Consider the following 13060-nt stretch of genomic DNA (forward strand, 5'->3'; position numbering starts at 1 on the left):
CCTCAACTTACAACGGCTTGACGATGAACAAGCCGTCTTCGTGGCCCTCTTCGGAGCCACCATAGACTTGCTCGGCCACGGTGCGGATCTTGCTGCCGCGAGCGGCGAGGATCTGGTCCATCGCCCCGGCAAACCAGCCAGTGAACATGTAATCGACCTTGCGTCCGACCTTGCCGTACACGTAGACGAATGCAGAGTGTTCGAGCTTGACGCTGGCAGTACCTTTGTCCAAATCGATGTCCTGGATCTTGAACAGCCCCCAGCCGCGCTGGGACAGGCGCTTCATGTAGTGTTCGAACACCGCAACGCCTTCCAGGCCATGGCATTCGGCTTCTTTTTCACACCAGTGCCAGGCGGATTTGTAGCCGGCCTTGTAGAGGATCTCGGCGTAGGCTTCAGCGCCCAGCACTTCCTCGATACCCATGTGGTTGTTGACGAAGAAATGGCGCGGCACGTACAGCATTGGCAGGGCGTCGGAGGTCCAGACACCGGTTTCGCTGTCGACTTCGATAGGCAATTGCGGGGCGATCTTGGCCATGGAAACTTAACTCCAGAAAAATTCGTGGTCGGTGCTTAGCAAAGCTTTCGCTTTGCTCTTATAAAAAAGCCGTATGAATGACTTTGGAGCCGTAGCGAGCACGTCGAGAGCAAGGAAGGACCGGAGCGACAAGCGAGACAGTACGGGACGTACGGCGAGTTTGGCGCGAGGACCTGACGCAGCTATCGGCGAGCGGAGTAGGCTCCAGAGTTATTCATTCGCCCCAGACGTCCTTTAGGACGTTCACCCAGTTCTCGCCCATGATCTTGCGCACCACGCGCTCGGAATGGCCGCGCTTGAGCAAGGTTTCGGTCAGGTTCGGGAACTCGCCCACGGTGCGGATGCCCAGCGGGTTGATGATCTTGCCGAAGCTGGTCAGACGGCGGGCGTAGCCCTTGTCGTGGGTCAGGTATTCGAAGAAGTCCTGGCCATGACCCTGGGTGAAGTCGGTGCCGATGCCGATCGAGTCTTCGCCGACGATGTTCAACGTGTATTCGATGGCTTCGGCGTAATCGTCGATGGTCGAATCGATGCCCTTGGCCAGGAACGGCGCGAACATGGTCACGCCGACGAAACCGCCGTGGTCAGCAATAAACTTAAGCTCTTCATCGGACTTGTTGCGCGGGTGCTCTTTGAGGCCCGACGGCAGGCAGTGGGAGTAGCAGACCGGTTTCTTCGATTCGAGGATGACTTCCTCGGATGTCTTGGAACCGACGTGGGACAGGTCGCACATGACGCCGACACGGTTCATTTCCGCGACGATTTCACGTCCGAAGCCCGACAGGCCGCCATCGCGCTCGTAGCAACCGGTACCCACCAGGTTCTGGGTGTTGTAGCACATCTGCACGATACCGACGCCGAGCTGCTTGAACACCTCGACATAGCCGATCTGGTCTTCGAAGGCATGGGCATTCTGGAAGCCGAAGAGAATGCCGGTCTTGCCTTGCTCTTTGGCTTTACGGATATCGGCGGTGGTGCGCACCGGAATCACCAGGTCGCTGTTCTCGCGGATCAGTTTCTGGCTGGCGGCGATGTTGTTGACGGTGGCCTGGAAGCCCTCCCACACCGATACGGTGCAGTTGGCTGCGGTCAGACCGCCCTTGCGCATGTCTTCAAACAGCTCGCGGTTCCACTTGGCAATAATCAGCCCGTCGATAACGATGCTGTCGGCGTGCAATTCGGCTGGGCTCATCAGGCTGTCCCCTTATTAGCGATTCATGCGCCGAATCGTCTGCCGGCGCTTTGGGGCCAGCATATGCCTGAGGACCGGGGCAGCCGGGTGCAAAAACGACAGGGGGTTTGCCGAAAGCGTCAATCCGCGACAAAGGGTCGTCGCCAGGCACAATCCACGACCTGTTCAAGGCCGCCCGCATGGGCCAGAATTCGCCGCATCATAAGAGTGCTTCACTGGATGCTTTACTCGAATAGGGGTGGTGACGTAAATGAAATCGATCTTCCTGGCTTTGGCACTGATTGCGACCGGCGTACACGCAGCGGAAGAATCCGACGACAACCCCTGCGACAAGGTCGAAAATGACGTCCAGACCCTGGAATGCTCCGCCTTCAGCAAAACCACCGCCGAAGACCTGCTGAGCGAAAACTACAAAAGCCTGAACGATCGACTGCAGTCGCTCTACGGCAAAAACCCGTCGCAACTGGCCGACATCACCGCCAAGCTCAAGGCATCCCAGCAGCAATGGCTGAAAACCCGCGACGCCGACTGCGCCGTCGAAGCCTTCCCGGCCACGACCGGCAGCAAAGCCTTCACCATTGCGCAAAATGATTGCGTGGCGCGGATCAGTGATGAGCGGTCGGAGTTTCTGGAGTCGATTGGGCAGGAGTAAATGAACACTTCACTCAATTGAGCGGTAGGCTGCACGCCTTCACCTAAAAGGGATTCACCATGAAAATCTGCGGCATCGAAATCAAAGGCAGCGAAGCAATCATTGCCGTGGCCGCCCTTGATGGTTCGGCTCTGAGCCACGTCGCGCTCGCCACCAAGAAAATCACCCTGGACGATGACGACGAGGCCGCCAACGTCAAAGTGTTTGCCGCTCAGGTGGCGTCGTTTGTTCGCGAGAATTCGATAGATCGGATCGCGATCAAAAAGCGCAGCAAAAAAGGCGAATTCGCCGGTGGGCCGACCACGTTCAAGATCGAGGGGGTTTTCCAGCTGCTGGAAAATTGCGAGGTGACGCTGCTGTCGCCGCAGACGATCAATGCGCAGGCCAAGAAGCACGGTTTTGAGCTGCCGGGGACGCTGAACAAGTATCAGCATGAGGCTTACAAGGCGGCCTGTTCGGCACTCCTGAAAAAGTAACCCCTTCTTCCAGACAAAGCAGATCAACTGTGGGAGCGAGCCTGCTCGCGAAGGCGTCAAGTCAGCCGACATCATCATTGACTGATCCACCGCTTTCGCGAGCAGGCTCGCTCCCACAGGTTTCTCGGGGTTTTATGCTTTCGCGGTACGGCGATCTTCCCTCGGGCACCGCTCGAACTTCGCTCGATAGCTGCGGGTGAAATACGACGGCGATTCAAAGCCGCAGGCAATACTCACTTCCAGCACACTCATATCGGTCTGACGCAACAACTGCTGCGCCTTTTCCAACCTCAGCCGCAGGTAGAAATTGCTTGGCGTGTCGTTCAGATGCAGGCGAAACAGCCGTTCAAGCTGCCTGCGCGTCACTTTGATCGATTCCGCCAGTTCCAGCGTGCTCAGCGGCGGTTCACTGTGCTGCTCCATCTCGCCGATCACTTGCACCAATTTCTTGTTACTGATGCCGTAGCGCGTGGCGACTTCCATGCGTTGGTGGTCTTTGCGCGGGCGGATGCGGCCCAGCACGAACTGCTCGCTGACCTGGATCGCCAGTTCCGGGCCATGGGCCTGGGCGATCAGATCCAGCATTAAATCGATCGATGCGGTGCCGCCGGCGGAAGTGATGCGTCGACGGTCAATCTCGAACAGTTCCTGGGTGACGCTGAGCTGCGGATAGGACTCCTTGAAGGCATCGATGGCTTCCCAGTGCAGGGTCAGGCGATGGCCATCGAGCAGACCGGCTTGGGCCAGGATGAAACTGCCGGTGTCGATGGCGCCGAGGGTCACGCCTTCGTTGTCCAGACGACGCAGCCAGTGCTCCAGGGCCGGGGTGGTGAACTTCAGCGGTTCGAAGCCGGCGACCACCAACAGCGTCGCGCCTTTCTTCAGCGGCTCCAGCGCCGCATCGGCATTGACCGACATGCCGTTACTGGCCAGCACCGCCCCGCCATCGGCACTCAATACATGCCAGCGATAAAGCTCGCCGCGAAAGCGATTGGCAACCCGCAGCGGCTCGATGGCCGAGATAAATCCAATGGCCGAGAAACCCGGCATCAACAAGAAATAGAAATCCTGGGACATGGAGTGCACTCGGGCAGGTAACGAAAAGCCGGGTAGCGTGAGGACGTTGATACGCCACTTGCAACTGGCATTCAAGAGGGCAGGTCGCTGCAGTGCAAGAGTCGGTCGCCGCAGTGCGCTTTCATGGCTGATTTGCTGCGTAACGTGACATCACCGGCGCACAAAGACGACCGGGCCCACAATAACGAAACTGCCGAGGAATCCTGAGATGAAACGACTGATCAGCAGCTGTGTTCTTGCACTCAGCGGTACCGCTTTGCTGAACGCCAGTGTCATGGCAGCCGAACCCGCGTCGTGCCAGAACGTGCGCATGGGCGTAGTGAACTGGACCGACGTTATCGCCACCAGTGCAATGACCCAGGTATTGCTCGACGGCCTCGGCTACAACACCAAACAAACCAGCGCCTCCCAGCAAATCATCTTCGCCGGCATCCGCGATCAGCGCCTGGACCTGTTTCTGGGTTACTGGAACCCGCTGATGACCCAGACCATCACCCCGTTCGTCGACGCCAATCAGGTCAAAGTGCTTGAAGCACCCAGCCTCAAAGACGCCCGCGCCACCCTCGCCGTTCCGACCTACCTCGCCGACAAGGGTCTGAAGACCTTCGCCGACATTGCCAAGTTCGAAAAAGAGCTGGGCGGCAAGATCTACGGCATCGAGCCTGGTTCGGGCGCCAACACCCAGATCAAGGCGATGATCGCCAAGAACCAGTTTGGCCTCGGCAAATTCCAACTGGTCGAATCCAGCGAGGCCGGCATGCTCGCCGCGGTGGATCGCGCAGTGCGCCGCAAGGAAGCCGTGGTGTTCTTCGGCTGGGCGCCGCACCCGATGAACGTCAACGTGCAGATGACTTACCTCACCGGCAGTGAAGACGCCCTCGGCCCGAACGAGGGCATGGCCACAGTCTGGACCGTCACCGCGCCGAAGTACTCCGAGCAATGCCCGAACATTGGTCGACTGCTGAGCAACCTGACATTCACCGCCGAAGACGAGAGCCGGATGATGCAGCCGTTGCTGGATCACAAGGACGCCTTCGAATCGGCCCGACAGTGGCTCAAGGATCACCCGCAAGACAAGCAGCGCTGGCTTGACGGCGTGACCACCTTCGACGGCAAGCCCGCGGCTGAAAACCTGAAGCTCACCAGCAAGTAACCCTCAATCGAACCACCGATTCGCAGCCCGACCGGGCTGCGAACGGGATCACTACGCCTGCAAGGAACCAAAAAATGAACCACGACGTCATCATCACCTGCGCACTCACCGGTGCTGGCGACACGACCGCCAAGAGCCCACACGTGCCGGTCACCCCGAAACAAATCGCTGCCGCTGCCGTAGAGGCCGCCAAGGCCGGCGCCACCGTGGTTCACTGCCACGTTCGCGACCCACAAACCGGCAAGTTCAGCCGCGACGTGGCGCTGTACCGCGAAGTGATGGAGCGCATCCGCGAAGCCGACGTCGACATCATCGTCAACCTCACCGCCGGCATGGGCGGCGACCTGGAAATCGGCGCGGGCGAGAACCCGATGGAGTTCGGCCCGAACACTGATCTGGTCGGCCCGCTGACCCGGCTGGCCCACGTCGAAGAGCTGCTGCCGGAAATCTGCACCCTCGATTGCGGCACCCTTAACTTCGGCGATGGCGACACCATTTACGTGTCCACTCCAGCGCAGTTGCGTGCCGGTGCCAAACGCATTCAAGAGCTGGGCGTGAAAGCCGAGCTGGAAATCTTCGACACCGGTCACCTGTGGTTCGCCAAGCAGATGATCAAGGAAGGCCTGCTCGACAACCCGCTGTTCCAGCTGTGCCTGGGCATCCCGTGGGGCGCCCCGGCTGACACCACCACCATGAAAGCCATGGTCGACAACCTGCCGGCCGATGCGGTCTGGGCCGGCTTCGGCATCGGTCGCATGCAAATGCCGATGGCCGCGCAGGCCGTGCTGCTCGGCGGCAACGTGCGTGTCGGGCTGGAAGACAACCTGTGGCTGGACAAGGGCGTTCTGGCCACCAACGGCCAACTGGTCGAACGCGCCGGCGAAATCCTCAGCCGCCTTGGTGCCCGGGTGCTCACCCCGGCTGAAGGCCGCAAGAAAATGGGCCTGAAACAGCGCGGCTAATTTGAACATGCACCTCACCCTGTGGGAGCGAGCCTGCTCGCGAAGAGGCCGTCACAGCCGACATTTCAGTCGACTGACACACCGCTTTCGCGAGCAGGCTCGCTCCCACAAGGACATCACCGAATCCTTTAGGAAATCACCATGAGCTTTATCACCGAAATCAAAACCTTCGCAGCCCTGGGCAGCGGCGTCATCGGCAGTGGCTGGGTATCCCGCGCCCTCGCCCACGGTCTCGATGTGGTGGCCTGGGACCCGGCGCCCGGTGCCGAAGCCGCCCTGCGCAAACGCGTCGCCAACGCCTGGGGCGCACTGGAGAAACAAGGCCTGGCGCCGGGTGCCTCGCAGGATCGCCTGCGCTTTGTCACCACCATCGAAGAATGTGTTCGCGACGCCGATTTCATCCAGGAAAGCGCCCCTGAACGTCTTGAACTGAAACTGGAGCTGCACAGCAAAATCAGCGCCGCAGCCAAGCCCAATGCCTTGATCGGCTCCAGTACTTCAGGCCTGTTGCCGAGCGAGTTCTACGAGAGCTCGACGCACCCGGAACGCTGCGTGGTCGGGCACCCGTTCAACCCGGTTTATCTGCTGCCTCTGGTGGAAGTGGTCGGCGGCAAGAACACCGCCCCGGAAGCCGTGCAGGCGGCGATGAACGTCTACGAATCCCTCGGCATGCGCCCGCTGCATGTACGCAAGGAAGTGCCGGGATTCATCGCCGACCGTTTGCTCGAAGCGCTGTGGCGCGAGGCGTTGCACCTGGTCAACGACGGTGTGGCGACCACCGGTGAAATCGACGACGCCATCCGTTTTGGCGCCGGTCTGCGCTGGTCGTTCATGGGCACGTTCCTGACCTACACCCTGGCCGGTGGCGACGCCGGCATGCGTCACTTCATGGCACAGTTCGGCCCGGCCCTGCAGTTGCCGTGGACCTACCTGCCGGCGCCGGAACTGACCGACAAACTGATCGACGATGTGGTGGACGGCACCAGCGATCAGTTGGGTAAACACAGCATTTCGGCGCTGGAGCGCTATCGTGATGACTGCCTGCTGGCGGTGCTGGAGGCGGTAAAGACCACCAAAGAGAAGCATGGGATGGCCTTCAGCGAATAAGCGACGAGCAGGACCGGCCCCATCGCCAGCAGGCTGGCTCCCACAGGGGAATGCATTCCAATGTGGGAGCCAGCCTGCTGGCGAAAGCGGCGCAGCCACCATCAATGTTGGAAAGAAATCATGCCCACTCTCACCACCTACCAAACCCGCATCATTCCCGACTGGGTCGACTACAACGGCCACCTGCGCGACGCGTTCTACCTGCTGATCTTCAGCTATGCCACCGATGCGCTGATGGATCGCCTGGGCATGGACAGCAACAACCGCGAAGCCAGCGGCAACTCGCTGTTCACCCTGGAACTGCACCTGAACTACCTGCACGAAGTGAAGCTCGATGCCGAAGTCCAAGTGCATACGCAGATCATCGCCCACGACAGCAAACGCTTGCACCTCTACCACAGCCTGCATCTGGTGGGTGACGCGAAAGAGCTGGCGGGCAACGAACAAATGCTGCTGCATGTCGACCTCGCCGGACCAAGTTCCACACCGTTCAGCGAAGTGACCCTGGGCAAACTGCAAGCCATCGTCGCTGAACAGACCGACCTGCCAACCCCCGCCTACGTTGGCCGAGTGATCGCATTACCGCCAAAAAAATAACAAGGAGATCGCATGAACACCGCCGCTGCTTTTGCCGACTTCCGTACTTATCCGTTGATCAGCGCGCTGAAAGGCGTGCAGGCGATGGCGGACCGTGTTTTGGTGAAGTGGGCCGACCACCGCGTCAGCCCCTTCCATCATCAATGGCTACGGGACAACTGCCCGTGCCCGCACTGCGTCTACACGGTGACCCGCGAGCAAGTGCTGGAAATCGTCGATGTCCCGGAAAACCTGCTATTGGCCGACACCCGCATCGACGCTGAGGGTTGCCTCTGCGTCCAATGGCAAGACGGCCACCACAGCCGCTTCGACCCTGGCTGGTTGCGTGCCCACGCCTACGATGACGAATCCCGCGCCGAGCGCCTGGCAGGCAAGCCAAAAGCCAGCCTTTGGCATAGCGATTTGCAGTTGCCGGTGTTCGAGTATCGAGCGCTGATGAACGACAACAATGCCCTGTTGCAATGGCTGCTGGCCGTGCGGGACACCGGCCTGACCCAAGTGCGTGGCGTGCCCACCGAACCCGGCTCATTGAAGCTGATCGCGCAGCGCATTTCCTTCATCCGCGAGAGCAATTTCGGCGTGCTGTTCAACGTGCAATCCAAGGCCGATGCCGACAGCAACGCCTACACCGCTTTCAACCTGCCTTTGCACAGCGATTTGCCGACCCGGGAGTTGCAACCGGGACTGCAATTCCTGCATTGCCTGGTCAATGACGCTGAGGGAGGCGAGAGTATTTTTGTCGACGGTTTTGCCATCGCCGACGCCTTGCGCCGGGAGGACCCTGAGTCATTCAAAAGTCTCTGCCAGATCCCTGTGGAATTTCGCAACAAAGACCGCCATAGCGACTACCGTTGCCTCGCACCGATCATCGCCCTGGACGCCTTGGGACAAGTGTCGGAAATCCGCATGGCGAATTTTCTGCGCGGGCCGTTCGATGCGTCGGTGGAACAGATGCCCAGTCTCTATCGCGCCTATCGCCGCTTTATCGCGATGACCCGCGAGCCCCGGTTCAGGTTGATGCAAAGGCTCAACCCCGGCGAGCTCTGGTGCTTCGACAACCGCCGCACCCTCCACGCCCGCAACGCCTTCGATCCCGCTACCGGTGCGCGGCATTTCCAGGGGTGTTATGTCGATCGGGATGAATTGTTATCACGCATTTTGGTATTGCAAAGGTAAACCGCGTCATCGTTCTTCGCGGGCAGGTTTTACGCGGTCCTAGTGGGAGCGAGCCTGCTCGCGAAGGCGTCACTCCAGACACCCGATACGTCCCTGATTCACCGACAAAAAAAGCCCCGATCAAGCCGTGACAGGATCGAGGCAATAGGTACTGTTGAGGAGCTGCCGTGCGAGGGTGACCAAACCTTCGTGAAGCGAGCTGAGTCCAGTGTGCCGACTCCTCTCGCGGGTAAATAGCCCGAAAACGACGCTTTCATAGCCAATGCGGCCATTGCGACAAATCGCCCTTGCCGCCACCCTGCCCCCCTACCAGAATCGAGCCACGACTCCATTCCCAGAAGAAGGATTTGCGTCATGATGCACGCCGATTTGATTGATCAGGAAGACTTGTTGGGCCAGCTCAAGGCATTGGGCTTTCAAGTGCCGAACGGTGCCACAGCCGAGCAGGCTTGCGAGTGTGCGGTGCGAGGTTTGAACAACGAACGGGCCATCGTGCTGCGCACCATGGTCAAGCAGATGTACACCAGCAGCGCGACCATCCTGCCAGCTGTGCGCCAGGCTATCGACAAGCAATTGCTGCCGGCATTGGCCGAATACCAACAAAGCCACGTCGCCCGATAAAACGCTTTCGCGAGCAGGCTCGCTCCCACAGCTGACCGGGTTCCAACAGCGGAATGCGGTCAAATGTGGGAGCGAGCCTGCTCGCGAAGGGTGCGACTCGGTTTTAGAGTCTTACGCTAGCGAAAGTCGACTCATTGCGCGCCTGGCTCAGCGCCGACAACGGCCCGGACAACGGCGACAGCACCAGGGCTTGCGGCAGCGGCATCATCGCCACTTGCTGCGTGGTGTTGGAACCTACGCGCTCGTCACGCGGCGGAATGCCGAAGTATTCGCGGTAGCACTTGGAGAAGTGCGGCGTGGATACAAAACCACACACAGACGCCACTTCGATGATCGACATCGGCGTCTGCTTGAGCAGCTGCCGCGCGCGGATCAGGCGCAGCTTCAGGTAGTAACGCGAAGGCGAGCAGTGCAAGTACTTCTGGAACAGCCGCTCCAGCTGACGACGGGACACGGCGACATACACCGCCAGTTCGTCCAGATCGATCGGCTCTTCGAGATTGGCCTCCATCAGCGCGACGATTTCCTGCAACTTCGGCTGGTTGGTACCGAGCATGTGCTTGAGCGGCACGCGCTGGTGATCCTGTTCGTTGCGGATGCGCTCGTAGACGAACATCTCCGAGATCGCGGCGGACAGTTCACGGCCATGATCACGGCTGATCAGGTGCAGCATCATGTCCAGCGGCGCGGTGCCACCGGAACTGGTGAAACGGTTACGGTCGAGGGTGAACAGGCGGGTACTCATGGCCACCCGCGGGAAGGCTTCCTGCATCGCCGCCAGGCATTCCCAGTGCACGCTGCAATCGAAACCGTCCAGCAGGCCGGCGCAGGCCAGGGCCCAGCTGCCGGTGCAGACCGCACCCAGGCGACGGGACTGGCGCGCCTGGCTTTGCAGCCATGAAACGTGTTCACGGGTAACAGTGCGCTGGATACCGATGCCGCCGCAGACAATCACGGTGTCCATCGGAGGGGCTTTGTGCATGGAGGCGTCGGGGGTGATCTGCAGGCCGTCACTGGCCCAGACTTGACCGCCATCGACGGTGAGGGTCGTCCAGCGATACAGCTCGCGGCCAGACAACTGGTTGGCCATGCGCAGGGGTTCGACTGCGGAGGCCAGGGAAATCAGCGTGAAATTGTCCAGCAGCAGAAAGCCGATGGATTGAGGCGCACGGTTCTGGGGTTGGGCCCCGGAGTTGAACGTCGTCATCGCGGTATCTCCTCACACAAAGCGGGTGATGGCCTCAGGCGGAGGCTCTTGTTATTGCCATCGTTCTCGCGTGGGAGACGGGCTTTGTAATGACAGAGCAATTGCCATGCCTAAATTTGAATGTGCGTTCAATAACTCCTAAAAACGACGTCGGAATGTGTCTATATATGACGCGCGGCGAGCAGGGGTTATAAGTGCCATCAGTGGCGACAAGCGCTCTGCCCCGTTGCGTGTGAGCAAATCGGTAGCACTTGTGGGAACAGGGCTGCGAGCAGCCCGGAAAGAGTGTCACCGCAGGCACGGGTGACGGGCGGTCAGGGAACCCATGATACCTCACCGCCGGTAAGGCTATTTATCTGTTAGCGACGCGCCAAAAGGTGGCGCGGTTTGGATCGAGTGTTCAGTTTACGCGCAGTTTTGACTGGTCTGACGTCTTCGCGAGCAGGCTCGCTCCCACATTTGACCGCATACCCCTGTGGGAGCGAGCCTGCTCGCGAATGGGCCAACCCGGTATCAGCACTCCACCGCGCTAACCGCCAACCCACCCCGCGATGTCTCCTTATATTTGTCATGCATATCGGCACCGGTATCACGCATGGTGCGGATCACCCGATCCAGCGAGATAAAGTGCTGGCCATCGCCGCGCAATGCCATCTGCGCCGCATTGATCGCTTTCACCGCGGCAATCGCGTTGCGCTCGATACACGGCACTTGCACCAGACCGCCCACCGGATCGCACGTCAGCCCCAGGTTATGTTCCAGGCCGATTTCCGCCGCGTTGCACAGTTGCTCCGGGGTGGCGCCGAGGATTTCCGCCAGCCCCGCCGCCGCCATGGCGCAGGCCGAGCCGACTTCGCCCTGGCAACCGACTTCGGCACCGGAGATCGAAGCGTTCTTTTTGCACAGAATCCCCACCGACGCCGCACCGAGGAAGTAGTCGACGACGTTGGCGTCGGTCACGTCCTCGCTGAACTTCATAAAGTAGTGCAACACCGCGGGTATGATCCCCGCCGCGCCATTGGTCGGCGCCGTGACCATGCGCCCGCCGGCGGCGTTTTCTTCGTTGACCGCCAGGGCGAACAGGTTGACCCACTCCATGGCGCTGAGGGTCGAGCCGATCACGTTGGGCTTATTCAACTCCTGCAAGCTGCGATGCAGTTTGGCCGCACGCCGGCGTACATTCAGGCCACCGGGCAGGATGCCTTCGTGCCTGAGGCCGTGATCGACGCAATCCTGCATGGCGCGCCAGAGCTTCATCAGGCCGCTGCGGATTTCCTCTTCGCTGCGCCAGACCTTCTCGTTGGCCATCATGAGTTCGGCTACGCGCAAGTTGTGCTTCTTGCACAGCTCCAACAACTCCGCGGCTGAGGAAAAATCATAGGGCAATACGGTGCGGTCAAGGTCGACCACCCCGCTGGAGGCCTGGGCCTCGTCGACGACAAAACCGCCGCCGACCGAATAGTAGGTGTCGCGATGCAACTCGCCGTCATTGCCTTCGACAATCAAGGTCATGGCATTGGGATGGAACGGCAGGTTTTCGTCGATCAGGCGCATGTCCCGATCCCATATGAACGGCACCGACAAGCGACCGTCGAGCAACAGCGTGTCGGTTTCGCGCAGGGTGGCGATGCGGATGCCGATTTGCGACGGATCGATCGCATCCGGCCACTCGCCCATCAGGCCCATGATCACCGCGTTGTCGCTACCGTGGCCGATGCCGGTGGCCGACAACGAACCATAGAGCTGAACTTCGACTCTGCGTACCTGCTCCAGCAGACCCCGCTCACGCAAACCTTGTACAAACAAAGCCGCCGCCCGCATGGGGCCCACGGTGTGCGAACTGGAAGGGCCGATGCCGATTTTGAACAGGTCGAAAACACTGATAGCCATTACTGCCGAACTCCTGGATGAGCCAACTCCAGGCGCAAAAACGCCCGGTGGCGGAGCTGCTACGCTCAAGCTGCAATCCGCCGAGATGACTGCATCATCAGGCTTTTGTCATGTCGTTCGACGTCTCTAACCGACGCACTCATGTCCACTAACGCCGTGGGCGTTTTACGCCATGTTTTCGGCGTTTTTTTGCGATGCAGAGGGAGAAATGGGGCTGAAAAAATCTGTAAACGACGTCACTGACACTGGATGCGACCATCCCTGTACTGGTTACGACGCACCCTGTAGGCGTCAGATTTTCACTGGTACATGATCATATCGACTCGATTGCAAGGCGCCGTGGTAGAGCTGTCTCCAAAACGCCATCCAACCGCAACTCTATAAGTGCGGTGGTCCAGTCGGAACACTGCCA

Annotated in this window: 13 protein-coding genes; 8 read left to right on the plus strand and 5 right to left on the minus strand. The window is 59.9% G+C overall.

Annotated elements, in window-relative coordinates; genetic code table 11:
• Positions 1–7: 7 nt before the first annotated feature.
• Complete coding sequence (locus tag AC07ZE_RS27575) at positions 8–538, minus strand: DUF5943 domain-containing protein (protein WP_007975505.1); 531 nt, start codon at positions 536–538, stop codon at positions 8–10.
• A 214-nt stretch (positions 539–752) separates the two neighbouring features.
• Complete coding sequence (locus AC07ZE_RS27580; RefSeq protein WP_008019494.1) at positions 753–1730, minus strand: dipeptidase; 978 nt, start codon at positions 1728–1730, stop codon at positions 753–755.
• Between the two features lie 250 nt (positions 1731–1980).
• On the opposite strand from AC07ZE_RS27580, the gene AC07ZE_RS27585 reads away from it, so the two are divergent.
• Both AC07ZE_RS27585 and AC07ZE_RS27590 read left to right on the plus strand, forming a co-directional pair.
• Positions 1981–2382, plus strand: a complete 402-nt coding sequence (locus tag AC07ZE_RS27585) for a lysozyme inhibitor LprI family protein (protein WP_207267534.1) — start codon at positions 1981–1983, stop codon at positions 2380–2382.
• A 59-nt stretch (positions 2383–2441) separates the two neighbouring features.
• Complete coding sequence (locus tag AC07ZE_RS27590) at positions 2442–2858, plus strand: DUF3010 family protein (RefSeq protein ID WP_207267535.1); 417 nt, start codon at positions 2442–2444, stop codon at positions 2856–2858.
• Between the two features lie 132 nt (positions 2859–2990).
• On the opposite strand, the gene AC07ZE_RS27595 is transcribed toward AC07ZE_RS27590, so the two are convergent.
• Positions 2991–3935 carry a GlxA family transcriptional regulator gene (locus AC07ZE_RS27595; protein WP_207267536.1) on the minus strand — a complete coding sequence of 315 codons (945 nt, stop codon included), beginning with the start codon at positions 3933–3935 and terminating at the stop codon, positions 2991–2993.
• A 208-nt stretch (positions 3936–4143) separates the two neighbouring features.
• Between AC07ZE_RS27595 and AC07ZE_RS27600 the strand changes: the two genes are divergently transcribed.
• The 6 genes from AC07ZE_RS27600 to AC07ZE_RS27625 all read left to right on the plus strand — a co-directional run bounded on the left by AC07ZE_RS27600 (position 4144) and on the right by AC07ZE_RS27625 (position 9551).
• Complete coding sequence (locus tag AC07ZE_RS27600; RefSeq protein WP_207267537.1) at positions 4144–5088, plus strand: choline ABC transporter substrate-binding protein; 945 nt, start codon at positions 4144–4146, stop codon at positions 5086–5088.
• A 74-nt stretch (positions 5089–5162) separates the two neighbouring features.
• Positions 5163–6050: a 3-dehydrocarnitine:acetyl-CoA trimethylamine transferase CdhC gene (gene cdhC / locus AC07ZE_RS27605; RefSeq protein WP_095195952.1), complete on the plus strand. Its 888-nt coding sequence runs from the start codon at positions 5163–5165 to the stop codon at positions 6048–6050.
• A 141-nt stretch (positions 6051–6191) separates the two neighbouring features.
• Positions 6192–7157, plus strand: a complete 966-nt coding sequence (locus AC07ZE_RS27610; protein WP_207267538.1) for an L-carnitine dehydrogenase — start codon at positions 6192–6194, stop codon at positions 7155–7157.
• A 120-nt stretch (positions 7158–7277) separates the two neighbouring features.
• On the plus strand, positions 7278–7754 hold the full coding sequence (locus tag AC07ZE_RS27615) for a thioesterase family protein (RefSeq protein WP_207267539.1): 477 nt from the start codon (positions 7278–7280) through the stop codon (positions 7752–7754).
• Between the two features lie 12 nt (positions 7755–7766).
• Positions 7767–8930 (plus strand): gamma-butyrobetaine dioxygenase, encoded by a 1164-nt coding sequence (locus tag AC07ZE_RS27620; RefSeq protein WP_207267540.1) that lies wholly within the window; start codon positions 7767–7769, stop codon positions 8928–8930.
• 354 nt (positions 8931–9284) lie between these two features.
• Entirely contained in the window at positions 9285–9551 is a 267-nt protein-coding gene (locus AC07ZE_RS27625; RefSeq protein ID WP_095195956.1) for a hypothetical protein, read from the plus strand.
• Positions 9552–9654: 103 nt separating this feature from the next.
• On the opposite strand, the gene gbdR is transcribed toward AC07ZE_RS27625, so the two are convergent.
• Both gbdR and AC07ZE_RS27635 read right to left on the minus strand, forming a co-directional pair.
• Positions 9655–10758 carry a choline metabolism transcriptional regulator GbdR gene (gbdR, locus tag AC07ZE_RS27630; protein WP_007975492.1) on the minus strand — a complete coding sequence of 368 codons (1104 nt, stop codon included), beginning with the start codon at positions 10756–10758 and terminating at the stop codon, positions 9655–9657.
• A 513-nt stretch (positions 10759–11271) separates the two neighbouring features.
• A complete protein-coding gene (locus AC07ZE_RS27635) occupies positions 11272–12648 on the minus strand; it encodes an L-serine ammonia-lyase (protein ID WP_207267541.1) in 1377 nt (458 codons plus the stop codon).
• Positions 12649–13060: the final 412 nt, after the last annotated feature.

It is taken from the genome of Pseudomonas sp. GW101-3H06 (genome assembly GCF_059424605.1).

What these genes read in the sequence shown, in the direction of transcription:
- AC07ZE_RS27590 (WP_207267535.1), top strand. Translation starts at nt 2,442, where the DNA reads ATGAAAATCTGCGGCATCGAAATCAAAGGCAGCGAAGCAATCATTGCC.
- AC07ZE_RS27580 (WP_008019494.1), bottom strand. Translation starts at nt 1,730, where the DNA reads ATGAGCCCAGCCGAATTGCACGCCGACAGCATCGTTATCGACGGGCTG.
- AC07ZE_RS27585 (WP_207267534.1), top strand. Translation starts at nt 1,981, where the DNA reads ATGAAATCGATCTTCCTGGCTTTGGCACTGATTGCGACCGGCGTACAC.
- AC07ZE_RS27615 (WP_207267539.1), top strand. Translation starts at nt 7,278, where the DNA reads ATGCCCACTCTCACCACCTACCAAACCCGCATCATTCCCGACTGGGTC.
- AC07ZE_RS27595 (WP_207267536.1), bottom strand. Translation starts at nt 3,935, where the DNA reads ATGTCCCAGGATTTCTATTTCTTGTTGATGCCGGGTTTCTCGGCCATT.
- gbdR (WP_007975492.1), bottom strand. Translation starts at nt 10,758, where the DNA reads ATGACGACGTTCAACTCCGGGGCCCAACCCCAGAACCGTGCGCCTCAA.
- AC07ZE_RS27625 (WP_095195956.1), top strand. Translation starts at nt 9,285, where the DNA reads ATGATGCACGCCGATTTGATTGATCAGGAAGACTTGTTGGGCCAGCTC.
- AC07ZE_RS27620 (WP_207267540.1), top strand. Translation starts at nt 7,767, where the DNA reads ATGAACACCGCCGCTGCTTTTGCCGACTTCCGTACTTATCCGTTGATC.
- AC07ZE_RS27575 (WP_007975505.1), bottom strand. Translation starts at nt 538, where the DNA reads ATGGCCAAGATCGCCCCGCAATTGCCTATCGAAGTCGACAGCGAAACC.
- cdhC (WP_095195952.1), top strand. Translation starts at nt 5,163, where the DNA reads ATGAACCACGACGTCATCATCACCTGCGCACTCACCGGTGCTGGCGAC.
- AC07ZE_RS27635 (WP_207267541.1), bottom strand. Translation starts at nt 12,648, where the DNA reads ATGGCTATCAGTGTTTTCGACCTGTTCAAAATCGGCATCGGCCCTTCC.
- AC07ZE_RS27600 (WP_207267537.1), top strand. Translation starts at nt 4,144, where the DNA reads ATGAAACGACTGATCAGCAGCTGTGTTCTTGCACTCAGCGGTACCGCT.
- AC07ZE_RS27610 (WP_207267538.1), top strand. Translation starts at nt 6,192, where the DNA reads ATGAGCTTTATCACCGAAATCAAAACCTTCGCAGCCCTGGGCAGCGGC.